The sequence below is a fragment of the Citrobacter freundii complex sp. 2024EL-00216 genome (assembly GCF_043945515.1).
GTDB classification, from domain to species: domain Bacteria; phylum Pseudomonadota; class Gammaproteobacteria; order Enterobacterales; family Enterobacteriaceae; genus Citrobacter; species Citrobacter portucalensis.
Map to the genome: position 1 here is coordinate 251,045 of NZ_JBIMRA010000003.1, position 24,980 is coordinate 276,024.

22 protein-coding genes are annotated in these 24,980 nt (G+C 52.8%); 9 read left to right on the plus strand and 13 right to left on the minus strand.

Annotated features, from left to right (window positions below; all coding sequences use genetic code 11):
* Positions 1-73: 73 nt before the first annotated feature.
* From thyA to rppH, 4 genes are all read right to left on the minus strand, one after another.
* Positions 74-868, minus strand: coding sequence for a thymidylate synthase (thyA, locus tag ACHHZ7_RS05490; protein ID WP_060683296.1), 795 nt, complete (start codon positions 866-868; stop codon positions 74-76).
* A 6-nt stretch (positions 869-874) separates the two neighbouring features.
* Positions 875-1,750, minus strand: coding sequence for a prolipoprotein diacylglyceryl transferase (lgt, locus tag ACHHZ7_RS05495; protein WP_003825606.1), 876 nt, complete (start codon positions 1,748-1,750; stop codon positions 875-877).
* Between the two features lie 190 nt (positions 1,751-1,940).
* Positions 1,941-4,187 (minus strand): phosphoenolpyruvate--protein phosphotransferase, encoded by a 2,247-nt coding sequence (gene ptsP / locus ACHHZ7_RS05500; RefSeq protein WP_003825604.1) that lies wholly within the window; start codon positions 4,185-4,187, stop codon positions 1,941-1,943.
* Positions 4,188-4,199: 12 nt separating this feature from the next.
* The gene (gene rppH / locus ACHHZ7_RS05505; RefSeq protein WP_003825602.1) at positions 4,200-4,730 is read right to left on the minus strand and encodes an RNA pyrophosphohydrolase; all 531 of its coding nucleotides are present in this window, start codon (positions 4,728-4,730) and stop codon (positions 4,200-4,202) included.
* Positions 4,731-5,414: 684 nt separating this feature from the next.
* Between rppH and mutH the strand changes: the two genes are divergently transcribed.
* The 4 genes from mutH (at position 5,415) to ACHHZ7_RS05525 (ending at position 8,409) form a co-directional block, all read left to right on the plus strand.
* Positions 5,415-6,110 carry a DNA mismatch repair endonuclease MutH gene (gene mutH, locus ACHHZ7_RS05510; RefSeq protein WP_003033965.1) on the plus strand — a complete coding sequence of 232 codons (696 nt, stop codon included), beginning with the start codon at positions 5,415-5,417 and terminating at the stop codon, positions 6,108-6,110.
* 75 nt (positions 6,111-6,185) lie between these two features.
* Positions 6,186-6,899 carry a TerC family protein gene (locus tag ACHHZ7_RS05515; protein WP_003033961.1) on the plus strand — a complete coding sequence of 238 codons (714 nt, stop codon included), beginning with the start codon at positions 6,186-6,188 and terminating at the stop codon, positions 6,897-6,899.
* Positions 6,900-7,043: 144 nt separating this feature from the next.
* Positions 7,044-7,262, plus strand: coding sequence for a lipoprotein YgdR (gene ygdR / locus ACHHZ7_RS05520; protein ID WP_000758660.1), 219 nt, complete (start codon positions 7,044-7,046; stop codon positions 7,260-7,262).
* Between the two features lie 106 nt (positions 7,263-7,368).
* Positions 7,369-8,409, plus strand: coding sequence for an NADP(H)-dependent aldo-keto reductase (locus tag ACHHZ7_RS05525; RefSeq protein WP_060683295.1), 1,041 nt, complete (start codon positions 7,369-7,371; stop codon positions 8,407-8,409).
* Between the two features lie 100 nt (positions 8,410-8,509).
* On the opposite strand, the gene lplT is transcribed toward ACHHZ7_RS05525, so the two are convergent.
* Positions 8,510-9,703, minus strand: a complete 1,194-nt coding sequence (gene lplT, locus ACHHZ7_RS05530) for a lysophospholipid transporter LplT (RefSeq protein ID WP_060683294.1) — start codon at positions 9,701-9,703, stop codon at positions 8,510-8,512.
* Positions 9,696-11,855, minus strand: a complete 2,160-nt coding sequence (gene aas, locus ACHHZ7_RS05535; protein ID WP_060683293.1) for a bifunctional acyl-ACP--phospholipid O-acyltransferase/long-chain-fatty-acid--ACP ligase — start codon at positions 11,853-11,855, stop codon at positions 9,696-9,698. The genes lplT and aas overlap by 8 nt, the downstream gene beginning before the upstream one ends.
* Before the next feature lie 597 nt (positions 11,856-12,452).
* Between aas and galR the strand changes: the two genes are divergently transcribed.
* The gene (galR, locus tag ACHHZ7_RS05540) at positions 12,453-13,481 is read left to right on the plus strand and encodes an HTH-type transcriptional regulator GalR (protein ID WP_008785714.1); all 1,029 of its coding nucleotides are present in this window, start codon (positions 12,453-12,455) and stop codon (positions 13,479-13,481) included.
* A gap of 13 nt (positions 13,482-13,494) precedes the next feature.
* Positions 13,495-14,505: a LacI family DNA-binding transcriptional regulator gene (locus ACHHZ7_RS05545; RefSeq protein WP_008785715.1), complete on the plus strand. Its 1,011-nt coding sequence runs from the start codon at positions 13,495-13,497 to the stop codon at positions 14,503-14,505.
* Positions 14,506-14,583: 78 nt separating this feature from the next.
* On the opposite strand, the gene lysA is transcribed toward ACHHZ7_RS05545, so the two are convergent.
* A complete protein-coding gene (gene lysA / locus ACHHZ7_RS05550; RefSeq protein ID WP_060683292.1) occupies positions 14,584-15,840 on the minus strand; it encodes a diaminopimelate decarboxylase in 1,257 nt (418 codons plus the stop codon).
* A gap of 118 nt (positions 15,841-15,958) precedes the next feature.
* On the opposite strand from lysA, the gene ACHHZ7_RS05555 reads away from it, so the two are divergent.
* The gene (locus ACHHZ7_RS05555; protein ID WP_008785717.1) at positions 15,959-16,894 is read left to right on the plus strand and encodes a LysR family transcriptional regulator; all 936 of its coding nucleotides are present in this window, start codon (positions 15,959-15,961) and stop codon (positions 16,892-16,894) included.
* On the opposite strand, the gene ACHHZ7_RS05560 is transcribed toward ACHHZ7_RS05555, so the two are convergent.
* On the minus strand, positions 16,866-17,573 hold the full coding sequence (locus ACHHZ7_RS05560) for an aspartate/glutamate racemase (RefSeq protein ID WP_060683291.1): 708 nt from the start codon (positions 17,571-17,573) through the stop codon (positions 16,866-16,868). The genes ACHHZ7_RS05555 and ACHHZ7_RS05560 overlap by 29 nt on opposite strands.
* A gap of 141 nt (positions 17,574-17,714) precedes the next feature.
* Between ACHHZ7_RS05560 and ACHHZ7_RS05565 the strand changes: the two genes are divergently transcribed.
* Positions 17,715-18,041, plus strand: a complete 327-nt coding sequence (locus ACHHZ7_RS05565; RefSeq protein ID WP_003825583.1) for a cupin domain-containing protein — start codon at positions 17,715-17,717, stop codon at positions 18,039-18,041.
* A 106-nt stretch (positions 18,042-18,147) separates the two neighbouring features.
* On the opposite strand, the gene araE is transcribed toward ACHHZ7_RS05565, so the two are convergent.
* The 5 genes from araE to ACHHZ7_RS05590 all read right to left on the minus strand — a co-directional run bounded on the left by araE (position 18,148) and on the right by ACHHZ7_RS05590 (position 24,371).
* Positions 18,148-19,566 (minus strand): arabinose-proton symporter AraE, encoded by a 1,419-nt coding sequence (gene araE, locus ACHHZ7_RS05570; RefSeq protein ID WP_003033926.1) that lies wholly within the window; start codon positions 19,564-19,566, stop codon positions 18,148-18,150.
* 315 nt (positions 19,567-19,881) lie between these two features.
* Positions 19,882-20,643: a 2-dehydro-3-deoxy-D-gluconate 5-dehydrogenase KduD gene (gene kduD / locus ACHHZ7_RS05575; protein ID WP_003033923.1), complete on the minus strand. Its 762-nt coding sequence runs from the start codon at positions 20,641-20,643 to the stop codon at positions 19,882-19,884.
* A gap of 57 nt (positions 20,644-20,700) precedes the next feature.
* A complete protein-coding gene (kduI, locus tag ACHHZ7_RS05580) occupies positions 20,701-21,537 on the minus strand; it encodes a 5-dehydro-4-deoxy-D-glucuronate isomerase (RefSeq protein ID WP_048215619.1) in 837 nt (278 codons plus the stop codon).
* A 668-nt stretch (positions 21,538-22,205) separates the two neighbouring features.
* Entirely contained in the window at positions 22,206-23,384 is a 1,179-nt protein-coding gene (locus ACHHZ7_RS05585; protein WP_032944867.1) for an acetyl-CoA C-acetyltransferase, read from the minus strand.
* A gap of 102 nt (positions 23,385-23,486) precedes the next feature.
* A complete protein-coding gene (locus tag ACHHZ7_RS05590; RefSeq protein WP_060683290.1) occupies positions 23,487-24,371 on the minus strand; it encodes a LysR family transcriptional regulator in 885 nt (294 codons plus the stop codon).
* Positions 24,372-24,472: 101 nt separating this feature from the next.
* Here ACHHZ7_RS05590 and ACHHZ7_RS05595 point away from each other — a divergent pair, with 101 nt between their 5' ends.
* Positions 24,473-24,928 carry a multidrug/biocide efflux PACE transporter gene (locus tag ACHHZ7_RS05595; protein WP_008785723.1) on the plus strand — a complete coding sequence of 152 codons (456 nt, stop codon included), beginning with the start codon at positions 24,473-24,475 and terminating at the stop codon, positions 24,926-24,928.
* Positions 24,929-24,980 lie beyond the last annotated feature (52 nt).

Sequence of the window (24,980 nt, forward strand, 5' to 3'; positions counted from 1 at the left end):
CACGCCGAAGAACGCGATTTGAGACAAAAAAAACCGACGCACATGGGCGTCGGTTGTGACAGCATGAAACAGGTTAGATAGCTACCGGTGCTTTAATACCCGGGTGCGGATCGTAGCCTTCAATTTCGAAGTCTTCGAAGCGATAGTCAAAGATTGATTCAGGCTTACGTTTGATAACCAGTTTCGGCAGCGCGCGCGGTTCACGGCTAAGCTGCAGATGAGTTTGATCCATATGGTTGCTGTACAGGTGCGTGTCGCCGCCGGTCCAGACAAAATCACCCACTTCCAGATCGCACTGCTGCGCCATCATGTGTACCAGCAAAGCGTAGCTGGCAATGTTAAACGGCAGGCCGAGGAACACATCGCACGAACGCTGATACAGCTGGCAGGAGAGCTTGCCATCCGCCACGTAGAACTGGAAGAACGCATGGCACGGTGCCAGCGCCATTTTATCCAGCTCGCCGACGTTCCATGCTGAAACGATGATGCGGCGAGAGTCCGGATCATTTTTCAGCTGGTTTAGCACGGTGGTGATCTGGTCGATATGGCGACCATCTGGCGTAGGCCACGCGCGCCATTGTTTGCCATAAACCGGGCCTAAATTACCGTTTTCATCCGCCCATTCGTCCCAGATTGAGACGTTGTTTTCATGCAGGTAGGAAACGTTAGTATCACCCTGCAAGAACCACAGCAGCTCATGAATGATCGAGCGTAAATGGCAGCGTTTAGTCGTAACCAGCGGGAACCCTTCCTGCAGATTAAAACGCATCTGATGACCAAAAATGGAAAGCGTTCCGGTTCCGGTACGGTCGTTTTTCTGTGTGCCTTCATCCAGCACTTTTTGCATCAGTTCTAAATACTGTTTCATGGTTCCTCAGGAAACGTGTTGCTGTGGGCTGCGGCGGTACGCCCAAACCATCATAATAATGCCTGCGACAATCATCGGGATAGAGAGGATCTGCCCCATGCTGATGTACTGTACCCAGGTGCCGGTAAACTGCGCATCCGGCTGGCGGAAGAATTCAACAATAATACGAAACGCGCCATAACCAATCAGGAACAGACCGGATACCGAGCCCATCGGGCGCGGTTTGCGAATGTACAAGTTCAGAATAATAAACAGCACAACGCCTTCCAACGCCATCTCATAAAGCTGTGAGGCGTGGCGTGGCAGCGAGCCGTAGGTATCAAAAATAGACTGCCATTGCGGGTTAGTTTGCAGCAGTAAAATATCTTCGGTACGGGAGCCCGGGAACAGCATGGCGTACTTGAAGTTCGGGTCAACGCGTCCCCACAGCTCACCGTTGATAAAATTGCCCAGACGCCCTGCACCAAGGCCAAAGGGAATCAGCGGGGCAATGAAATCAGAAACCTGGAAGAACGAACGCTTAGTGCGTTTGGCGAAGATAATCATCACCAGGATCACACCGATAAGTCCACCGTGGAAGGACATACCGCCGTCCCAGACGCGGAACAGATACAGGGGATTATCGAGGAATAACGGGAAGTTATAGAACAGTACGTAACCAATACGCCCACCGAGGAAAACCCCGAGGAAGCCCGCATACAGTAAGTTTTCTACTTCATTTTTGGTCCAGCCACTGCCCGGACGATTCGCGCGGCGCGTCGCCAGCCACATCGCGAAAATAAACCCCACCAAATACATTAAGCCGTACCAGTGAAGCGCGACGGGTCCGATTGAGAAAATGACCGGATCGAAATCCGGAAAATGCAGATAGCTACTGGTCATCTGTCACCACAAGTTCTTGTTATTTCGCTGAAGTCAGACAGCAATTGATAAGCGCGCCTGCATAATGCAGGCGCTCCAAAGGTGCGAATGATAGCACAAGGGGTTAGAAGCGGATGCCGGGAAGATGTAAAAGATCTGTATAGGTAATCTCTATCCCCCGTAATACCTGATAGCGCTACGCTTGTCAGACCTACAATCCCCCGCGAATCAAGCCCCCCATGCCACGACGCTCCATGAAGGCCGCTACCTGATGGCGTACTTCTGTTGCCATCTGTGCCTCCAGGCTGCGCTGCGCCAGCGTTTGCGCCTCATCAAAATCGATATGACGCAGCAGATATTTTACGCGAGCGACAGAACGACCGTTCATCGACAAATGACGGAAACCGAGACCGATCAGAATAGCCACGCACATCGGGTCGCCCGCCATTTCACCACACAGGCGCAAATCGATACCGCTTCTTTCGGCTTCCTGCGCAATCATCGCCAGCGCACGCAACATCCCCGGATGCAGGCTGTCATAAATGCTGGCTACCCGTGTGTTGTTACGATCGACGGCCAGTATGTACTGGGTAAGGTCGTTGGTTCCAACCGAGATAAAGTCTATCCGGTTTGTCAGATGCGGCAGCATGAACACCATCGACGGAACTTCCAGCATGATGCCAATGCGCGGTTTCGGGATCTCGTAACCGATCATCTCCTCCACTTCGCGTCCGGCGCGTTCAATCAAACGTCGCGCTTCGTCCACTTCATCGATGCTGGTTACCATCGGCAGCAAAATGCTCAGGTTTCCGGTTGCCGCATTCGCACGCAGCATAGCGCGAACCTGGATCAAAAAGATCTCCGGCTGATCGAGCGTTATGCGGATCCCTCGCCAGCCAAGGCAGGGGTTCTCTTCACTGATCGGCATATAGGGCAGCTGTTTATCGGCGCCGACATCCAGCGTACGCAGGGTCACCGGCTTGTCGTTAAACATTTGCAGCATACCCTGATACTGCGCAACCTGTTCTTCTTCCGAAGGAAATCCGCTTTGCAGCATGAACGGAATTTCGGTGCGATACAGGCCAATGCCGTCGATTCGGCTACCCAGCTTTTCTTCATGTTCCGGGCTGAGGCCCGCATTGAGCATCACCTTCACGCGCTCGCCGCTTTTCAGCTGTGCTGGCTGGTTGACGTCGTCTTCCGCCAGGCGGCTCAGCTCAATTTCTTCACTGATAAGACGCTGGTATTCCTGGATCAATACCGGTTCCGGATCGACCAGCAGTTCACCACGATAACCGTCCACCACCAGCGTACGGCGATGCAGCACCGACGGCTGGATATCGGCCCCCATAACGGTAGGGATACCCAGCGCACGCACCATAATTGCCGCATGAGAGTTGGCTGCGCCGTCCCGGACAACCACGCCAACTAACCGGTCCTGAGGAAGCTCCGCCAGCGTGGTTGCTGAAAGTTCATCCGCCACCAGCACAAAGCGTTCCGGCCAGGCATTCGGCCCCTGGATAGAGTCATCAAGGTGGAACAGCAGACGCTGGCCCAGCGCGCGTAAATCTCCGGCCCGCTCTTTGAGGTAGTTATCGCTCAGCGCGGCGAACTGTTCGGCAAACTTTTCAATGATCGTTTTAACCGCCCACTCGGCCACCGAACCGTTATCCACTTCCGCAAACAGCTCGCGGCGCAGACGGGTATCGGAAAGCAAGTGCGAGTAAAGATCAAAGATCGCCGCCGTTTCTTTCTGCGCCCCAGCGGTAAAACGCTTGCTGTAGCGGCGGAATTCGTTCGCCGCTTCTTCCAGCGCACCGGTCAGTCGCTCGCGTTCAAGCACAGGATCCAGCGTTGAAGCCTGGTAGACCTGTTCCATCAACGGCAGCGTCGCATCCTGCCAACCTTCGGCTATTGCCACACCAGGAGCGGCAGGCAGCGCACGGATGCGCGTTTGACGGTACTGGCCGAACAGCGCGTTTAGCTGCGACTGCGAAAGTATGGCCGCCATTTGCGTGGCGAGCGTGACGAGGAAAGACTCTTCACTTTCATCGTACTGACGCAGTTCACGCTGCTGCACCACCAGCACACCTAAAAGCTGGCGACGCTGAATGATCGGTACGCCTAAGAATGCACGAAAACGCTCTTCTTTTACCGAAGGAATGTATTTGAAGCTGGGATGTTTTTGCGCATCGGCGAGGTTGATAGGTTCCGCCAGCCTGCCAACCAGGCCAACGATACCTTCATCAAACGCGAGTGCGACAGTGCGACCACGTGGTTTTTTTAGTCCCCGGGTCGCCATGAGGTAATAACAACGTCGATCGTGATCGGCCAGATAAACCGAACAGACCTCTGTATCCATCGCAAGACAGATGTCGGTAACCAGTATATTCAGCGCTTCGTTCAGACGCGGAGCACTGGCCACCTTTTCGACTATTTCGCGCAGGCGGGTGAGCATAATTTGCGTAGCTTAACCTCTTTTACGTCTGTACGCAGGTGCGCTTTGCGGTTTAGGAGTGCTCTCCTGAAGCGCCATGACAACACTTGCGAATTCTTTCATCACCCTGCGATAGACATCGCGTTTAAATGACACCACCTGTCGAACCGGATACCAGTAACTCACCCAGCGCCAGCCGTCGAACTCAGGTGTACTGCTGGTTTGCATATTGATTTCAGCATCGCTGCTGACCAATTGCAGAAGAAACCATTTTTGTTTCTGGCCGATACAAACCGGCTTTGTGTCCCAACGCACCAAACGTTTCGGTAACTTGTAACGCAACCAGTTACGAGTAGAAGCAAGGATCCGTACATCTTTACGACTGAGACCCACTTCTTCAAAGAGTTCCCGGTACATCGCCTGCTCTGCTGTCTCTCCTGCGTTGATCCCACCTTGTGGGAATTGCCAGGAGTGCTGACCAAATCGCCGGGCCCACATGACCTGCCCCTGGCGGTTACAAATTACTATCCCTACATTCGGGCGGTAGCCATCGTCATCAATCACCGGACTACCTCAACATAAACCTTATATACAAACGATTGTTTCACACTCCTGAGGGGCGGTAAACCACTCTGTTAAGGGTGCGATATTCTAATAACAATTGAATAACTCACAGTTAAATGCCGAGTTATAAACAGAAGAAGGGCAAGCAAGGCGATTTTATTCACCTTTTCTGTGGATATAGTTGTGAAGAAGTACGGAATTACTATGGGAAAACCCAGAACAGTCCGAATAAGACATTCGTCACATATCAAAAATACTCTTATACATTCATAAAGTTAAAACCGATCCACGCAGATTAACACACAGAAATGTGATGTGCATCACGCATACGATCTTCACGCTGATGAAAGATCGACCAGCGTTGGTTTTATCCACAGATTATGCCAATAAGTTAGGCACAATTTGTGTGAAAATTCGATTTTCGTCGCACGTCAAGGCTGTAAATTGAAACAGTAGTGGGGGTTTTTCACAGTTATCCCATCTTTCTGTGGATAACATGGTGTAAGATCCTGTTCATTGTCAGTGACCAGAATTGGAAAACCCGCTTCGCTGTTGCGCAACTCTGCGAACGTGAATCTAAAAACCAATATAAATCATAGAATTGAATAAAGCATGTGGAAAAAGATAAACTCTGTCCACACGGTATAAAATCATTGCTCATTTTTTCACCTAAGGGTTAACCCGATGCCAGAACTCCGTCCGTTGCTTTCTCCCCCTGAATCTGAAGCCCAGTTGCTGAGCCAGGCACGGCAGCTTTCGGGCTACGCGTTAGGAGAATTAGCGGCAATGGCGGGAATCGTTACGCCGAAGGATCTTAAGCGCGATAAAGGCTGGATTGGCGTCCTGCTGGAAATCTGGCTCGGTGCCAGCGCGGGCAGTAAACCAGAGCAGGATTTTGCGGCGCTGGGCGTGGAGCTGAAAACGATCCCTGTGGACAGTCTTGGCAGACCGCTGGAAACCACCTTTGTGTGTGTGGCGCCGTTAACCGGCAATACCGGCGTCACCTGGGAAACCAGCCATGTACGGCACAAACTCAAACGTGTTCTGTGGATCCCGGTAGAAGGCGAACGCAGCATCCCTCTGGCTGAGCGCCGCGTCGGCTCTCCCCTGCTGTGGAGCCCGAATGAAGAAGAAGACCGGCAATTGCGTCTGGACTGGGAAGAGTTAATGGACATGATTGTGTTAGGACATGTCGAACGCATCACCGCTCGCCATGGGGAAGTACTGCAACTGCGTCCTAAAGCCGCCAACGCCCGCGCGCTTACCGAGGCCATTGGCGCCAACGGCGAACCCATCCTGACCCTGCCACGCGGCTTTTACCTGAAAAAGAACTTCACCCGCGCATTGCTTGAGCGACATTTCTTGTTCCAGGCGCAATAGGCACCGTCCGGCCTTTCACCCGCCGCGTTACGGGCCTATAATTACCGCTTCTTTTTTTTGGCAGGACTTTGTTCGATGTTATTTGCATGGATAACCGATCCTAACGCCTGGCTTGCGCTCGGTACGCTGACGCTGCTGGAGATCGTTCTTGGGATCGACAATATTATTTTCCTTTCTCTGGTTGTAGCCAAACTCCCGACAGCGCAACGCAATCATGCCCGACGTATTGGGCTGGCGGCGGCGATGATCATGCGTCTGGCACTGCTGGCTTCTATCGCCTGGGTAACGCGGCTGACAAACCCGTTATTCGAGCTGTTTGGAGAGGCGATATCAGCACGCGACCTGATCCTTCTGCTGGGGGGATTGTTCCTGATCTGGAAAGCCAGTAAAGAGATCCACGAATCCATTGAAGGTGAGGAAGAGGGGTTAAAAACCCGCGTATCTTCTTTCCTGGGCGCGATTGTACAGATCATGTTGTTAGACATTATCTTCAGTCTGGATTCCGTGATTACTGCGGTTGGTTTGTCCGATCATCTGTTTATCATGATGGCGGCGGTGGTGATTGCCGTAGGCGTGATGATGTTTGCTGCTCGCCCGATTGGTGAGTTTGTCGATCGCCACCCTTCGGTAAAAATGCTGGCGCTCTCGTTTCTGATTCTGGTCGGTTTTACGCTGATTCTGGAAAGTTTCGACGTCCACGTTCCAAAAGGATATATCTATTTCGCCATGTTCTTCTCTATCGCGGTAGAGACCCTGAACCTGTGGCGTAATAAAAAAAATCCGCTCTGATGAAATCCATCGCTCCCCGCAAGGGGAGCGAATGCCAGCCACACCTACCCCTTCTCACAGTTTAAGATTTTACTGCTTTCACCCTGCACAACTTCGCGTTATTACTAAACTATTGTCAGACGCAGGCCATGTGAGGATAAGCAGATGAAAAAATGGGCAGTTTTGATTTCCGCCGTAGGACTGGCTTTTGCCGTTTCCGGATGCAGCAGCGATTATGTTATGGCGACAAAAGATGGTCGAATGATCCTGACCGATGGAAAACCAGAAATTGACGATGATACTGGTCTGGTGAGCTATCACGACCAGCAGGGCAATGCGATGCAGATTAACCGCGATGATGTGTCTCAAATCATTGAACGCTGATGGTTGAGGTCAGCAGCGCGCTGGCCTTAACAATTTTACTTCCCTTTTTCTCTTCCCTCAGCCATTTTTATAATCCTTATGTCGTGATTATAAAAAGGAAACGGCTATGCAATATCACCGTATACCCCACAGCTCGCTGGAAGTCAGTACACTGGGGCTGGGCACAATGACGTTTGGTGAACAAAACAGCGAAGCCGACGCACATGCACAGCTCGATTATGCCGTAGCACAGGGCATTAATTTGATCGACGTTGCCGAGATGTATCCGGTACCGCCACGTCCTGAAACCCAGGGTCTCACCGAAACCTACGTAGGTAACTGGCTCGCCAAACACGGCAGCCGCGAAAAGCTGATCGTTGCTTCTAAGGTCAGCGGACCATCACGTAACAACGACAGCGGCATTCGACCGAATCAGGCGCTGGACCGTAAAAATATCCGTGAAGCGCTGCACGACAGCCTGAAAAGACTGAGAACCGATTATCTGGATCTGTATCAGGTTCACTGGCCGCAGCGCCCGACCAACTGTTTTGGTAAGTTAGGCTACAGCTGGACAGACTCCGCGCCGGTCGTTTCCCTTCTCGATACGCTGGACGCGCTGGCCGAGTTTCAGCGCGCTGGGAAAATTCGCTACATCGGCGTTTCTAATGAAACCGCGTTTGGCGTGATGCGCTATCTACACCTGGCGGACAAACACGATCTGCCACGCATCGCCACCATCCAGAACCCCTACAGCCTGCTGAACCGCAGCTTTGAGGTTGGACTGGCTGAAGTGAGCCAGTATGAAGGCGTTGAGCTGCTGGCTTACTCTTGCCTGGGCTTCGGTACGTTAACCGGGAAATACCTGAACGGCGCGAAACCTGCCGGTGCACGCAATACGTTGTTTAGTCGTTTCACGCGCTACAGCGGCGAGCAGACGCAGAAAGCCGTTGCGGCCTATGTGGATATCGCGAAGCGCCATAATCTGGATCCTGCGCAAATGGCGCTGGCATTCGTGCGTCGTCAGCCGTTTGTCGCCAGTACTTTGCTGGGCGCCACGACGATGGAGCAGCTAAAAACCAACGTTGAAAGTCTGCATCTGGAGTTGAGCGAAGAAGTACTGGCGGAGATTGAAGCGGTGCATCAGGTGTATACCTATCCTGCACCGTAACAGTTAGCGCCTGATGGCGCTACGCTTATCAGGCCTACAAAGTGAGCATCCTGTAGGCCGGATAAGGCAACGTCGCCATCCGGCAACAGCATACAACAGACTATTGGCGGCGCTGCCAAATCCACAGCGCCGCAATCGCCAGCGCAAACAGCGCACCAAATCCAATACCAATCGCAACTGCCGGGATCCCCACCAGCACCGCCAGTGAGTAAATCCCCAGCATCAACAGCATCGCGCTGTTTTCACCCAGGTTTTGCACCGCTATCGCATTACCCGCGCCGACGCTTTTCTTACCCCGTTCCTGCAGCAACGCATTCAACGGCACCACAAAGAAGCCACCCGACACGCCGATAAGCATCAGCAATGCGTAGGCCGGAAGCAGCGAATGTTGAAGAGAGAAAATCAGCACCACGACGCCAATCAGGATCCCAGCAGGCATACAGCGCGACACGGTTTCCAGCGTTACCAGCTTCGCGGCCGCACCCGCACCGACCACAATCCCGATTGCTACCATGGCATTGAGGTAGGTCGGGGTGGCGTTATCGGTGATGCCGAGCGCCACCGGGACCCACAGCACCAGCAGAAAACGCAGCGTAACGCCCGCGCCCCAAAAAAGGCTGGTTCCCACCAGCGAGAAACGCGTCTCGCCATTACGCCACAACGATGAAGCCGCACAGAAGAAACTGCGCGTCATTTTCCCCAGATGCCAGGACTGGCCAGGACGAGCCGCGGCCAGTTTCGGGATATACAGGTTAGCCACCACCGCGCCAGCATAGGCCAGGGCACAGGCAGAAAGCGCGGCAATCACGTGCCAGTCGGCCAGAACGCCGCCGGCGACAGAACCGAGCAAAATCGCGGCAATGGTGGAGGCTTCCATCAGGCCGTTAGCCTTCACCAGTTTGTCGCCGGTAGTCAGTTCACCGAGAATGCCGTACTTGGCCGGTGAATATGCCGCCGCGCCGATCCCCACCAGCGTATACCCAAGAAACGGATTAATACCGAAGCAAATACTCGCCGCGCCCAGCAGTTTCAGAGCGTTCGCGAACATCATCACTCTGCCTTTGGCAAAGCTATCCGCCACCTGTCCCACAAAGGGAGCAAACAGAATGTAAGCGCCCACAAACACCATTTGCAGGACTGGCTGACTCCAGTCCGGATAGAATTGTTCTTTCAGCAACGCCAGCGTAGCAAACAGCAACGCATTATCGCCAAACGCCGACAGAAACTGCGCGGCGATAACGGACATCATCCCTTTGGACCAGATTGAAGTGTTAGTGTGCACTGACTCACTCATGTTGTTTTTCCGGCTCATCGACCCAGCTTTTCAGCGTAACAAAATCCGGCTTACCGCTGCCGAGTAAGGGGAGTTGCTTCAGATGGCGAATATCACGCGGTACGGCGAGTTCAGGTACACCGTGCGCCCGCGCATACTGCTGTAGTTTTTCACGTGTCAGCTCGCTGTCGGTAGTGAACAGCACCAGCGCCTCACCTTTGCTGGCATCACTCTTGATCGCCGTGGCGTGCATTTTGTCTGGGGATACCGCCAATGCCAGTTGCTCAACCATTTCCAGCGAAACCATCTCTCCGGCAATTTTAGCGAAACGCTTAGCGCGCCCCTGAATCTGTACAAAGCCGTTTTCATCAAAGCGCACGATGTCTCCGGTGTCATACCAGCCGCGCTCAATCTCACCTTGCGCATTTTCTGCCGTCGGCACTTCCAACACGCCAGGTTTTTCGACGCGCAAATAGCCGCTCATAATATTAGGACCTTTCAGCTGTAAACGCCCACCGTCCTCAATTCCCGGAACGGCCAACAGTCGAGCATCCATACCAGGCAAGATGCGCCCTACCGTTCCCGATTTTGCCGCCATTGGTACGTTAATCGACACAACCGGCGCACATTCCGTCACGCCATAGCCTTCAAGAACGCGCAGGCCAAATTTCTCCTGCCACAGCTGCTTTGTGCTGTCCTGAAGTTTTTCCGCTCCCGCCACCACATAGCGCAGGCGGTGGAAATCGTACGGATGCGCAAAACGCGCGTAGTTGCCGAGGAACGTTGAAGTACCAAACAACACGGTGCAGTTCCGGTCGTATACCAGCTCTGGCACAATGCGGTAATGCAGCGGGCTGGGATAAAGAAACACTTCTGCGCCAGTCAGTAGCGGCGTGAATAATCCCACCGTCAGGCCAAAGGAGTGGAACAGCGGCAGCGCCGACATAAAACGGTCATCGGCGGTGAAATCGGCAATCGTTTTGATCTGCTCAACGTTCGCCAGAATGCTTTTATGACTGTGAACCACACCTTTCGGATGGCCTTCTGAGCCAGAAGTAAAGAGGATCACCGCAGCGTCTTCCGGCTGCTGCTTCACCTGCGCCAGATGCGGTGCCAGCAGATGTGAGAAAATCCACAGCTTATCGCTGAAGGTCACATCAGCTTTTAAGTCTTCCAGATAAACCCAACGCACCTGGGTGAGCTGTTCCGGTAAATGCCAGAGTTTGCCTTTATCGAGAAACTGTCGGGATGTGAAGATCGTTTTAATTTCAGACGCAGTAATGGCGCTGGTCAATCCTTTCACGCCCGCGGTGTAGTTCATCATGGCCGGAATGCGTCGACGCGCAATGGCGCCAAAAATAACCGCCGCGCTGATCCCCGCGTTTGGCAGCATCAGGCCGATTTTTTCACCTTCGACGCTGTATTTTTCCAGAATACGGGCCACAAAGAGCGTCTTTGTCAGCAGTTTGCGGTAGCTGTCCGGGGTAAAGTTAACATCTTCAATGCAGTTTTTGCCTGCGCCAAAACGGTATTTCGCCGCCAGCAGCGACTCGTATAGCGTTTCACGCGGACGAACCGCCATGCGTGCTTCCATCATAATTTGATGCAGCATCTCTCCGGCAATTTTGCGGCGATCGCGAGCACGCGGTGCTTCCGGCATCGGCAGTTGTGTCGGCGGTAGGATATGTAAGCGGATGCGCGGGAAGAATCGCTGTTTAACCAAACCTTTCAGGCGGCTAAAGTGGGAAAGCTCCGCGCCTTCAATGCGCACAGGGACCACCGTCGCCCCAGACTTTGCGGCAACAAACCCCGCGCCGTCATAAATTTTCATTAACGAACCGGACGTCGAAATACGTCCTTCCGGGAAAATAACCACCGGACGGCCCTGTTCGACCAGACGAACCAGATGTTTAATCGACATCGGTTTGGTTGGATCTAACGGTACGAAATCAATCAACGGGGTTAGCCAGCGCATATACCATTGCTGGCTGATCGAGGTGTAAACAGCGAAGACGGGACGAATCGGTAAAAAGAGCGCCAACAGGATGCCGTCTATAAATGAGACATGGTTGGGAGTGATTAGAACGCGTTCTCCCTGTAGCGCGCTGACATCGCCCGTGACGCGAACGCGGAAAAGCACGCGAAACAGATTACGAAAAAAGCCAAATAGCATCTCAACTCCCTGTGCCATTAATTATATGAACATCAATGGTGGGAGAGTATACGAGTTGGGGAATGGGCGCGACAGGTAACTGGTAAATACAATCCGAAAAAAAACCTGCGCATCCGCGCAGGTTGGTGCAAGAGACAGGTACGAAGTGCGTACCGAATAATCTCACCAATCAATACCTCTGGGATCTTGATTGTGGTCGTCAGCAGCCAGATACGCCAGTGCGAAAACGCAAAGGAATGAACCCAAATGCAACGAGTTGTGTAAATTATCGGTTACTGTTACAGATAGGCTGAAGGTAAAAAAAAACCTGCGCATCTGCGCAGGCTGGTGTAATTCTAGTGATCAACCCGAAAGTTGATTTCACCTATCAATACCTCTGGGATCTCAACTCTAGCAATCTGCTCAGTTCCCTCACCAGCGAACAATCGCAACAGCACATCGCAAAGTGTAAGCAAAAATTAGCATTTTCTATTTTCTGTCTTACTTCGCTCGTGTGCGCTCACATTTGCGACGTTCTGACGGGCAATCTGCTTGAACAGCCAGCCATTTTCCGTAACACTGACGGAATGTAAGCGTTTACCCACAACAGGTACTATCATGGCGACCATAAAGGATGTAGCCCGACTAGCTGGTGTATCAGTCGCCACCGTTTCTCGAGTGATTAATGATTCCCCTAAAGCCAGCGAAGCATCGCGCCTGGCCGTAACGAGTGCAATGGAATCACTCAGCTACCACCCCAACGCCAATGCGCGTGCGCTGGCACAACAATCCACTGAAACCATCGGTCTGGTGGTAGGTGATGTGTCCGATCCATTTTTTGGGGCAATGGTTAAAGCTGTCGAGCAGGTGGCGTATAACACCGGTAATTTTTTACTGATTGGTAACGGCTACCATAACGAACAGAAGGAACGACTGGCGATTGAACAGCTCATTCGCCACCGCTGCGCAGCCCTTGTTGTCCACGCAAAAATTATCCCGGATGCTGAGCTGGCATCACTCATGAAGCAAATCCCCGGCATGGTATTGATTAACCGTATTCTGCCGGGATTCGAACAACGCTGCGTTGCCCTTGATGACCGTTTCGGCGCATGGCTCGCGACCCGACACCTCATTCAGCAGGGCCATACACGCATTGGCTATCTGTGCTCCAATCACACGATTTCAGATGCGGAAGATCGTCTGCAAGGCTATTACGACGCGCTGGCAGAGAGCAATATTCCTGTCAGCGATCGACTGGTAACGTTTGGTGAACCAGATGAAAGCGGCGGTGAGCAGGCCATGACCGAGTTACTTGGCCGTGGCAAAAACTTCACTGCGGTAGCCTGCTACAACGACTCAATGGCGGCTGGTGCCATGGGCGTATTGAATGATAACGGCATTGATGTGCCGGGAGAAATCTCGCTGATTGGTTTTGATGATGTGCTGGTTTCCCGCTACGTGCGCCCACGTCTGACCACGGTGCGCTACCCGATCGTGACGATGGCAACCCAGGCTGCCGAACTGGCGCTCGCGCTGGCGGAAAAGCGCCCCGTGCCTGAAATTACCCACGTTTTTAACCCAACTCTGGTGCGTCGCCATTCCGTTTCGACGCTGACAGAGCCGGGTAATTCATCGTCAAACGAATAACCAGGATAGCGTTATGACTACGATGTTGGACGTTTCACGACACGCAGGCGTCTCAAAAGCGACCGTTTCGCGCGTACTGAATGGCACGGGTCAGGTAAAAGAGAGCACGCGCCAGAAAGTGTTTAAGGCCATGCAGGCACTTGATTATCGGCCTAATTTTTTAGCGCGCTCTTTGGCAAACCGCACCAGCAACAGCATTGGTCTGGTAGTTTCCACATTTGATGGATTCTACTTTGGCCGCCTGCTGCAACAGGCTTCACGCCAGACGGAATCTCACGGCAAGCAGTTGATCGTCACCGACGGACACGACACACCAGAGCGTGAGCAGGAAGCCGTGCAAATGCTGGCGGACAGGCAGTGCGACGCCATTATTCTCTATACCCGCTATATGAGTGAAAAGGCGATTATGTCGTTGATGAACAGCATTGCTATGCCCTTGCTGGTCATCAACCGTGATGTCAGCCAGGCCCGCGATCGCGCAATTTTCTTTGAACAGGAAGACGCGGCCTATCAGGCGGTCAATTATCTGATCTCGCAGGGCCATAGCGATATTGCTTGTATCACTGTGCCTGGCCATACGCCTACCGGTAAATCACGCCTGATGGGGTATCGTAAAGCGCTGGAAAAAAACGGTATTCCCTGGGATCCCGATAAGGTCAAATACGGCGACTCCACGATGACGCGAGGCTATGAGGCCTGCCGTGAACTGCTGGAGGAAGGGGTGAAATTTAGCGCCCTGTTCGCCTGTAACGATGACATGGCATTAGGCGCATCAAAAGCGTTACATCAGGCCGGGCTAAGGATCCCAACGGACGTCTCACTGTTTGGTTTTGATGATGCGCCCAGCGCCAAATGGCTGGAGCCGGGGCTGTCTACCGTTTATCTACCGATTGATACCATGATAACCACGGCAATCGACCAGGCTATCCGGCTGGCCAACGGCGAGAGCGTCGAGCCAATCCCACCGTTCACCGGCAAACTGGTACTACGTGACTCAGTAACGCTCGGGCCATACTTTAAGTAATCAAATGCCGGATGGCGGCGCAGTTAATCTCGTAGGCCGGATAAGCGTAGCGCCATCCGGCATTTCACAACGCTGTAATCAGATTAATTCCAGCGCTAACAGCTCATCAATGGTCTGGCGACGGCGAATCAGCCGCGCCACGCCGTTATCGAACAAAACCTCCGGCAGCAGCGGACGGCTATTGTAGTTTGACGACATTGACGCGCCGTACGCCCCGGTATCATGCAGCACCAGATAATCGCCCGGCACCACCGCAGGCAACAGACGGGTTTCCACATTTCCGCCCTCCTGCTGGGTAAACACGTCGCCAGATTCGCACAGCGGCCCGGCTACCACGGTTTCCCGATGTGGGGTGTGTTCCAGAGAGCGACCATCCCCTGCCAGCGCGGAGATATGGTGATAACTACCGTACATGGCCGGGCGCATTAGATCGTTGAAGCCCGCATCGATCAGCACAAAGTGGCGGCTACCCATCTCTTTTACGCTACGCACCTGCGCCACTAACACGCCAGCTTCCGCGACCAGAAAACGCCCCGGCTCTATCTCAAGCGCGATCGGGTGACCCAGGTGTTTAGCAATCTGTTCACGCGCAGCGTTCCACAATCCAAAGTAGTGATCGGTATCGATTGCCTCTTCGCCTTCGTGATACGGGATTGATAAACCGCCACCTGCGGAGATCGCCTCCAGATCCTGGCCAAATTCAACCACCTGGCGCACCATCGCACCGCACACCTGCTCCAGATGCGCATAGTCCACGCCGGAGCCGATATGCATATGAATCCCCACCAGCTTCAGCTTATAGCGCTGAATCACCTCCAGCGCCGCGGGAAGATCGCTATACCAGATCCCGTGCTTGCTGTTTTCGCCGCCGGTATTGGTTTTCTGACTGTGCCCATGCCCAAAGCCAGGGTTTACGCGTAGCCACACGCGATGGCCCGGCGAGACCTGGCCCAGTTGTTCCAGCATATCCACCGACCCGGCATTTACCGGAATGCGCAATTCATGCACCCGCGCGAGCGTCGCTTCATCAATCATATCGGCGGTAAAGACGATTTCATCTTTCCCCGGTACGAAGCCTGCCGCCAACGCACGTTCAATTTCGCCAAGCGAGACGGAATCAACCTTCACGCCCTGCTCGCGCATCAGGCGCAAAATATGAATATTCGAACATGCCTTTTGGGCGAAACGCACCACGTCAAACTGACTCAATTTGGCAATCTGCCCGCGGATAATCTGCGCATCATAGACCCACACCGGGCAGCCGAATTCGGCAGGCAGGCGCAGCAGGTTGTCGGCGGTCAGGTCAGTGTCAGTACTATTGAGTGGGCGTGGCATGGTGTGCTCCGGTATTGGCTTTTTTATGATTACGCCACAGCCCGAAAAGAATAAAAAATATCGTTTTATCGTAAGTCTATGCAAAAATGATATGGATTGATTCATTTGAGGATTGCCCATGCCCGCCGTTAACCTGCGACACATCGAAATTTTTCACGCCATCATGACGGCAGGCAATCTGACAGAAGCCGCGCGCATGCTACATACCTCGCAGCCCACCGTCAGCCGGGAACTGGCCCGATTCGAGAAAGTGCTGGGATTAACGCTGTTTGAACGTACGCGTGGCCGACTGCACCCAACCGTGCAAGGGTTACGTCTGTTTGAAGAGGTGCAACGTTCGTGGTATGGCCTGGACAGAATTGTGAGCGCCGCCGAAAGCCTGCGCGAGTTTCGCCAGGGCGAATTGTCGATTGTTTGCCTGCCGGTATTCTCACAGTCTTTTTTACCGCCGCTGCTGCAGCCATTCCTCGCACGCTATCCACAAGTCAATATTCAGATAGTGCCGCAGGAGTCACCGCTGCTGGAAGAGTGGCTGTCGGCGCAGCGCCACGATCTGGGGTTAACGGAAACGCTGCATACGCCTGCCGGAACGAAACGCACCGAATTGCTGGCGCTGGATGAAGTGTGCGTGTTGCCGCAGGGCCATCCGCTGACTAAGAAAGCGGTGTTAACGCCGCAGGATTTTCAGGGAGAAAACTACATCAGCCTGTCGCGCACCGACAGCTACCGTCAGCTACTGGATACCCTGTTTAATGAGCACCAGGTGAAGCGCCGCATGGTGATTGAAACCCATAGCGCCGCTTCAATTTGTGCAATGGTACGGGCAGGCGTTGGGATCTCGGTGGTGAACCCACTTACCGCGCTGGATTACGCCAGCAGCGGAGTCGTTATCCGCCGCTTCAGTATTTCGGTACCCTTTACAGTCAGCCTGATTCACCCGCTTCATCGCCCCGCCTCGGCGCTGGTTGATGCTTTTACGGCGCATCTGCAGGCCCATCTACCGAGGCTTATTGACCCACTGGAGGCTATTTTGCATCCGCAGCCGAAAGCATAAACGCCACCGCATCTTGCGCATGGATTGCCGCAGTGTCGAAAACCGGTAGTGGGCTTAGCTCGGTGGGAACCAGCAGACCAATCTCGGTACAGCCAAAGATAACCCCTTGCGCCCCCTGTTTCGCCAGTTGGTCGATGACGCTCAGGTAATAATCGCGGGAAGCCTCGCTGAATTCACCGAGACACAGCTCATCGAAAATAATCTGGTTTATTTTCTGACGATCATCAGCTTCAGGGATCAACGTGCTAATGCCGAATTCAGTCTGTAAACGCCCGCGGTAAAAATCCTGCTCCATGGTGTAACGCGTACCCAGTAGCGCCACGTTGTTCATCTGCTGCTTTTGTATCGCCCGCCCCGTCGCGTCAGCAATATGCAGAAACGGCACATCACAGGCGCTTTCAATCGCCTCAGCAACTTTGTGCATGGTGTTGGTACACAGCACAATTCCTTGCGCCCCGGCTTGCTGTAGCCCTGTGGCGGCCTGCGCGAGGATCTCACCGGCTCGCTGCCAGTCACCGCTTGACTGACAGGCTTCAATCTCGTGAAAATCCACGCTGTGCAACAGAATCTGTGCCGAATGCAGGCCACCCAGACGCTGTTTTACCCCTTCATTAATGAGTCGGTAATAAGGAATGGTAGATTCCCAGCTCATACCGCCTAACAGACCGATCGTTTTCATCATTTCCCCTGACTCGTTGTTGTCTCTCCAGTGAACCAAAGATGTGATCAACTTTCCACATCTGTTGGCGTGCATTTCTTTTTTTAATTTTCTGATATAACTTTAATGAAACATTGTTTTAATTAATTACAGGAAGGCCGGATGTTTATTTTTCATAAAGAGACCACGCTTGACGATCTGGGCAATGGCGTTACCCGGCGCATTCTTGCTCACGGCGGTAACATGATGGCGGTTGAGGTGAACTTCGAGCAAGGCGCAATCGGCCCGATGCACAATCATCCGCACGAGCAGCTGACTTACGTGTTGTCCGGTGAGTTTGAATTTACCATCGGCGAAGAGAAACATATCGTTAGGGCGGGCGATACCCTGTATAAACAGCCCAACATTATGCATGGCTGCGTCTGCTTAAAACCGGGAACGCTGTTGGATACCTTTACCCCAATTCGCGAAGATTTTCTGCACGGGTAAGGCGCTAAATAAAAAAACCGGGTCGCGTTGACGCTTTCCCGGCCTATAAGAGACTCCACTCGCAGGCCGGATAAGGCTGAACCGCTATCCGGCATGCTTGTCTGACTTACACCCCAATATCTCTTAACTTCTCGCCTGCCATCAGCTTACGTTCGATATGCTCCAGCGTGACGTTTTTGGTTTCTGGAATCAGCCAGAACGTGATGCCAATAAACACGACGTTCAGCGCAGTATAGAGCCAGAACGTACCGGCGGCACCAATGCTGTCGAGCAGCGTCAGGAACGTTGCGCCAATGATCATATTCGACACCCAGTTGGTGGTGGTGGAGCAGGTAATACCAAAATCACGGCATTTCAGTGGCTGAATTTCCGAACACAGAATCCACACCACCGGCGCGGCGCTCATTGCATAGCCTGCAATACACATCATCGTCATGCCAACTGACAGCCAGGATAGTCCACTGGAAGCCGTGCCGTTATCAAACTGCATCAGGCAATATCCGAGCACCAGCGTCCCGATGGCCATTACGCTGAAACCAATTTTCAGCGCCGGTTTACGTCCTGCTTTGTCGACCGTGAAGACGGCAATAAAGGTGGCGAACATAAACGTTAAGCCAACTACCAGCGTGGCAATCATCTGCTGCTCTGTGGTAGTAAAACCCGCCATTTTAAAAATGCGCGGCGCGTAGTACATGATGATGTTCATCCCGGTGAACTGCTGCATCGCCTGCAGTAACATTCCGAGGAAAACCGCGCGACGCACGTTACGGTTAATTTTAAACAGCGCCCAACCCCCCTGCTTTAGCTTCAGGCTTTCACGGATTTCGTTCAGCTCATCGCGGGCTTTCTCTGACGTATCGCGCAACATGCGCAGTACTTCTTCAGCTTCGATGTGGCGACCTTTCTCCGCCAGCCAGCGCGGGCTGTTGGGCAAGAAAACAACCAGAATAATCAGCAATACAGCCGGAAGCGCCAGCACGCCAAGCATAGCGCGCCAGTTACCGCTGTAGCTGAACGCGGTATCGGACAAAAAGGCCAGAACGATGCCCAGCGTCACCATCAGCTGATACATACTGATCATCTTGCCACGCACATTTTCGCTGGCCATTTCAGAGAGATAGAGCGGTGCGGTGTAAGACGCGATCCCCACCGCTACGCCCAGCACCACGCGAGCAAAAATGAGCATTTCTACGCTGGAGGCAAACGCCGAGCCCAGAGATCCGACGACGAAAAGGATCGCGCCCGCCATCAGGCTGTATTTGCGCCCCAGGCGGAATGACAACCAACCGTTAAACAGCGCACCAATTGCCGCACCCAGCATCATGCTGCTTACCACCCACTCCTGCAGGCGGCTGGTCAACACAAAGTGATCGGTGATAAAAGGCAACGCGCCAGCAATCACGCCAATATCCAGGCCGAATAACAACCCTGCGACGGCCGCAGAGATAGAAACAAACATATTCATACGTCGCGTATCGCGCACTGGGCGCGGCGCTAAAGCAGCATCATTATTTATTGAGACCATTTTTTCCTGCCAGATACAGAGTAACCATGCCATTGAAAGTAAGGGATCCCTTGCAGGAAGCGTCAGGCGGGAAACGGCAAAAATATGGATTAAATAGCTACACCACATGGTTATGTGATGGATATTCCAATTTTAAAATTTACCGACAATCACTCAATTAAATTTAATTTATTGATATTAAAGGATATTAAAAACAATAAATTTATACGTATGAAATTTAATATGGAATAATTTATAACCACAATATGGATTTTATTAATCCGGATATAAAAAAACCCTGCCAGAGGGCAGGGTTTAACGGTTCTGGAAAGTGAATTAACGTGCCAGCCAGCCGCCATCTACTGCAACGGTATAGCCGTTGATATAGTCAGATGCGCTGGACGCCAGGAACACGACAGGCCCCATCAGGTCGCTCGGTAAACCCCAACGACCCGCCGGGATACGATCGAGGATCTCTGCGCTACGTTGCTCATCAGCACGCAGCTGTTGAGTGTTATTCGTCGCCATGTAACCCGGTGCAATCGCGTTGACGTTGATGTTATGTTTTGCCCACTCGTTCGCCATCAGACGGGTAACACCCATTACGCCGCTTTTAGACGCGGTGTAAGACGGCACGCGGATCCCGCCCTGGAAGGAAAGCATAGAGGCGATGTTGATAATTTTGCCGCCGTTACCCTGAGCGATAAAATGCTTCGCCGCAGCCTGAGACATAAAGAACACGCTCTTAATGTTCAGGTTCATCACGTCATCCCAGTCTTTTTCGCTGAAGTCGATCGCATCGTCACGACGGATAAGACCCGCGTTGTTGACCAGAATATCAATATGGCCGAATTCTGCCACTGCGCGCTCCAGCAGTGCCGGAATACCATCGATTTGACGCAGATCGGCGGTCAGGCTTAAAAAACGGCGGCCCAGTGCGGTCACGCGTTCGATGGTTTCTGTCGGTTCAACAATATTGATACCGACGATATCGCAGCCCGCTTCAGCCAGGCCCAGCGCCATACCCTGACCCAAACCTGTGTCACAACCGGTCACAACGGCGACTTTACCTTCAAGAGAGAATGCATTCAAAATCATTGTAAATCCTTAATTTTTTATAATGCCCGCCGCAGCAGGCACGGCTGTCGCCCGCAACTAGCGCAGATCTTTTACTGCAACATGGTCCATATCATCAAAGACCTGGTTTTCGCCGACCATGCCCCAAATGAACGTATAAGCTTTTGTGCCGACACCGGAGTGAATAGACCAGCTTGGAGAAATCACCGCCTGCTCGTTGTGCATCACAATATGACGCGTTTCCTGAGGCTGACCCATCATGTGGAAGACGCAGGTGTCTTCTTCCATATTGAAATAGAAATAGACTTCCATACGACGTTCATGGGTATGACACGGCATGGTGTTCCACAGGTTACCCGGAGCCAGCTCAGTCAGACCCATGCTCAACTGGCAGGTTTCCAGAACATCCGGCACAAAGTATTTGTTGATGGTACGACGGTTACTGGTGAGGTCATCACCCAGCGTCACTGGCGCAACGTCTGCAGGCGTGACTTTCTTAGTTGGGTAAGTCGTGTGTGCCGGCGCGCAGTTGTAGTAAAACTTCGCCGGTTTCGCCGTATCAATACTGGCGAACACCACTTCTTTTGCCCCTTTTCCGACGTACAGCGCGTCGCGATGACCAATTTCATAGCACTGGCCGTCAACGGTAATCGTGCCCGGGCCGCCGATATTGATCACACCCAGCTCACGACGTTCGAGGAAATAGGTTACGCCCAGCTGTTTGCCGACTTCGCCACCCACAGAGACGGTTTTGGCCACTGGCATAATGCCGCCAACAATGATGCGGTCGATGTGACTGTAGACCATGGTGTATTCATCTGCGACAAACACTTCTTCGACCAAAAACTCATTACGCAGCCCCTGAGTGTCCAGGGTTTTCGCATGCGCACTATGGATACTTTGTCTTACGTCCACATTTACCTCCAGTGATAAATTGACCGTGAATGCTTAAACGAATAGCAAAACGCTGTTCCGTTTTATCTTATGCGCTCATGATATCCCTCCCTGAATGTGTTTTCAATTATAAATAAAACGATGTTTCATTTTTTCCGCATCTTATTATCAAAAGTGTAAGTGCGATCACGCTAGCGCATATAAATCGCAAAAATGGTTTCAATAAAATCATTTAAAACAATTAGATAGATAAAAAAACAAAAGAGTAGATCATTAGTGGCAGGGATAAGATATTGAAAATACAGCCAGGCTCATACGTCATTCACACACCTTTTCTAACAAAGTGCGCTATCAACCACATGAAATGAAACAACGTTTTGATATGTTGGCAGGGTTTAGAGTGTATGTTTCTGTAACTGGCCTTGCCCTCCTGTTGGAGGGCTTTTTTATAGAGGAAGAGATAACACGGCAGAAAACTGTTCGAGAAGAAAAATATATACCCTAAATAATTCGAGTTGCAGGACAAAACTTCCCGGCCGTTTTGAACAGCGCTTGCGCTGGCCCCGAAGGGGTGAGGCCGTAAGGCCGAATCACGCGGCGACGCAGCGAATTCCCCGGAGCGTACATAAGTACGTGACTGGGGTGAGCGAGTAAAGCCAACGCACATGCAGCTTGAAGTATGACGGGGATTAGTCTCGTTCGATAGCGAGCGCCACCCCCTGACCACCACCAATACACAGTGTTGCCAGGCCCTTGTGCGCCCGACGTTTCACCATTTCATGTACCAGCGAAACCAGAATACGACAGCCAGAAGCGCCAATCGGATGGCCGAGCGCAATGGCCCCGCCGTTCACATTCACCCGCCGTTCATCCCACTCCAGCATTTTCCCAACGGATAATGCCTGCGCGGCGAAGGCTTCATTAGCTTCGATAAGATCAACATCAGCCAGTTGCCAGCCCACACGCTCAAGGCAGCGGCGTGTTGCATACACTGGCGCAATCCCCATGAGCGCAGGGTCGACTCCGACGCTGGCAAAGGCGCGAATACGGGCCAACACAGGTAAGTTAAGTTCCTGCGCCTTGGCCTCGCTCATCATCATCACCGCAGCGGCACCGTCGTTGATGGATGACGCGTTACCCGCCGTTACCGAACCGAGTCTGTCAAAGGTAGGATCCAGACGCGCCAGCCCTTCGGCGCTGGCATCGGTACGCGGTTGTTCGTCGGTGTCCACCACGAACGATTGCCCATTACGCTGTGTTACCACCGGCACGATTTCATCTTTAAAGCGTCCGGCATCAATTGCCATCCGCGCTTTGTGCTGCGAGTGCAGCGCGTAGGCATCCTGCAATTCGCGGCTGATTCCGTATTCTCGCGCCAGGTTTTCCGCGGTAACGCCCATGTGATAGTCGTTGAAGGCATCCCACAGACCGTCATGTACCAAGCTGTCGACCAGCTGGCTATTCCCCAGCTGTGCGCCAGTGCGGCTATCGGTAAGGACATGCGGTGCACGGCTCATATTCTCTTGCCCGCCCGCAATCACAATGTCGGCTTCGCCACACTGGATAGCCTGGGTCGCCAGATGCAGCGCTTTCAGACCCGAGCCACAGACATCGTTAATGGTGATGGCGGAAACGGTATTGGGTAGCCCACCATTGATGGCAGACTGACGCGCAGGGTTCTGCCCGGCACCTGCGGTAAGCACCTGTCCGAGGATCACTTCATCCACAGCGTGAACGTCCACGCCCGTGCGTTCCAGTAACGCCTTGACCACCATGCTGCCTAACTCAACGGCAGAGTGGCGCGCCAGCGTCCCCTGGAAGCAGCCAATCGGTGTCCTTAATGCCCCGACGATCACAACCTCTTTCATCACTACCTCAGCGCAAAATAACACCGCAATAGTAGATGATTGTTAAAAATAGTTATCAAGGTTGTTTAAAAACGGTGATTTTTATCACAAAGGAAATTCGTATCACTTATTGGTCATCTGAACGCCACTCTGCTGTAAATGGTCACGCAGCCAGCTTCCTGCCACACCAGGCGGTGATTTCTTATTCCACAACAGATCGATAGAGATAGCCTTTGGCCAGCTAGGCATCTTTAATTGCACCAGTGGTTTTTCTGCCGCAAACTCCTCCACCAGCGCACAAGGGAGCGCGCACCAGCCGAATCCCTGAACAGCCATACTTAGCAATAACAGGTAGTTAGGAGCAGACCAGACGGGACCGCGCGCCACGTTGGTGCCGCTTTCCAGATAGGTATTCAAGCGCAGCTCGCGCCAGGTGTGTAGCTGCTCCCACTGCAGTTTTTCTTGAGCCGCGAGCGGATGCGACGCTGCAACGTATAATCCCATCCAGGTTTGCATCGGCAGACGCGTAACGCCCATGTCGGTCGGGTAATCCTCCCGCGCCTCGATCAACCCCACCTGAGCACGTCCTTTTTGCAGCAGATCGATCACGTCTTCATCTTCACCAATCAGGCATTCAAACTCGGTATGGGGAAACTTGCGATCAAACTGCACCATCAACTCTTCCAGCACATCCGGATGCAGCGTGTCAGACAGCACAAAGGTCAGACGCGCCTCAGTTTCACCCGACAGCGAGATCGCCGCCTCATCGAGACGTTCGCTGGCCGTCAGAATAGCCTGCACATAGCCCAACACCCGCTTACCTTCCTCGGTCAGCGTTGGCTGGCGGGATGAGCGGTCAAACAGCGCAAAACCAAGATCGGCTTCCAGATGCGCAATGGCCGTACTGATAGTGGACTGGCTTTTACGCAACCGCCGGCCCGCCGCAGAAAATGAACCGCAGGAAACGGTCTCCACAAATGCCGTTAATGCTTCAGGAGAATAACGCATGAACTATCTACTTTATCGATGGATACTATCTTTTAGATATCACATAAAACGATAAAATTGCCACCATTCCGTTATCCGGGCATCAAAGAAGGTTTTAGGTTATGCAACACGATACTGTCCAACGCCGCTCGTTAGTTGAGCGTATTTTTCATGCCGTCTGCTTTGAAGGCATTGCCACCGCGATCCTCGCACCAACCACCGCATGGTTGATGCAGCGCTCGGTACTGGAAATGGGCGGACTGACCATTCTTCTCGCCACCACAGCGATGATCTGGAATATCATTTATAACGCCCTGTTTGACCGTTTGTGGCCGTCGCACCTGGTAAAACGTACGGCGAAAGTGCGAGCATTTCACGCGTTAGGCTTCGAGAGCGGTTTTATTGTGATCGGGGTGAGCATCGTGGCGTATGTGCTGAACGTCAGCCTGGTTCAGGCATTCACGCTGGAAATAGGTTTCTTCCTGTTCTTCCTGCCGTACACCATGTTCTATAACTGGGCTTATGACACGTTACGCGAGCGCGTTATGAAGCGCCGCCAGCAGCGCGTTACTGCCTGATAATTAAAATAATAGTCGGAATCTTCTCGGTTCCGGCTATTGTCCCATTCAC

Bases quoted from the DNA above. Each gene is read 5' to 3' on its own strand.
- thyA (WP_060683296.1), bottom strand. From the start codon at position 868: ATGAAACAGTATTTAGAACTGATGCAAAAAGTGCTGGATGAAGGCACA.
- lgt (WP_003825606.1), bottom strand. From the start codon at position 1,750: ATGACCAGTAGCTATCTGCATTTTCCGGATTTCGATCCGGTCATTTTC.
- ptsP (WP_003825604.1), bottom strand. From the start codon at position 4,187: ATGCTCACCCGCCTGCGCGAAATAGTCGAAAAGGTGGCCAGTGCTCCG.
- mutH (WP_003033965.1), top strand. From the start codon at position 5,415: ATGCCAGAACTCCGTCCGTTGCTTTCTCCCCCTGAATCTGAAGCCCAG.
- ACHHZ7_RS05515 (WP_003033961.1), top strand. From the start codon at position 6,186: ATGTTATTTGCATGGATAACCGATCCTAACGCCTGGCTTGCGCTCGGT.
- ygdR (WP_000758660.1), top strand. From the start codon at position 7,044: ATGAAAAAATGGGCAGTTTTGATTTCCGCCGTAGGACTGGCTTTTGCC.
- ACHHZ7_RS05525 (WP_060683295.1), top strand. From the start codon at position 7,369: ATGCAATATCACCGTATACCCCACAGCTCGCTGGAAGTCAGTACACTG.
- lplT (WP_060683294.1), bottom strand. From the start codon at position 9,703: ATGAGTGAGTCAGTGCACACTAACACTTCAATCTGGTCCAAAGGGATG.
- aas (WP_060683293.1), bottom strand. From the start codon at position 11,855: ATGCTATTTGGCTTTTTTCGTAATCTGTTTCGCGTGCTTTTCCGCGTT.
- galR (WP_008785714.1), top strand. From the start codon at position 12,453: ATGGCGACCATAAAGGATGTAGCCCGACTAGCTGGTGTATCAGTCGCC.
- ACHHZ7_RS05545 (WP_008785715.1), top strand. From the start codon at position 13,495: ATGACTACGATGTTGGACGTTTCACGACACGCAGGCGTCTCAAAAGCG.
- lysA (WP_060683292.1), bottom strand. From the start codon at position 15,840: ATGCCACGCCCACTCAATAGTACTGACACTGACCTGACCGCCGACAAC.
- ACHHZ7_RS05555 (WP_008785717.1), top strand. From the start codon at position 15,959: ATGCCCGCCGTTAACCTGCGACACATCGAAATTTTTCACGCCATCATG.
- ACHHZ7_RS05560 (WP_060683291.1), bottom strand. From the start codon at position 17,573: ATGAAAACGATCGGTCTGTTAGGCGGTATGAGCTGGGAATCTACCATT.
- ACHHZ7_RS05565 (WP_003825583.1), top strand. From the start codon at position 17,715: ATGTTTATTTTTCATAAAGAGACCACGCTTGACGATCTGGGCAATGGC.
- araE (WP_003033926.1), bottom strand. From the start codon at position 19,566: ATGGTCTCAATAAATAATGATGCTGCTTTAGCGCCGCGCCCAGTGCGC.
- kduD (WP_003033923.1), bottom strand. From the start codon at position 20,643: ATGATTTTGAATGCATTCTCTCTTGAAGGTAAAGTCGCCGTTGTGACC.
- ACHHZ7_RS05585 (WP_032944867.1), bottom strand. From the start codon at position 23,384: ATGAAAGAGGTTGTGATCGTCGGGGCATTAAGGACACCGATTGGCTGC.
- ACHHZ7_RS05590 (WP_060683290.1), bottom strand. From the start codon at position 24,371: ATGCGTTATTCTCCTGAAGCATTAACGGCATTTGTGGAGACCGTTTCC.
- ACHHZ7_RS05595 (WP_008785723.1), top strand. From the start codon at position 24,473: ATGCAACACGATACTGTCCAACGCCGCTCGTTAGTTGAGCGTATTTTT.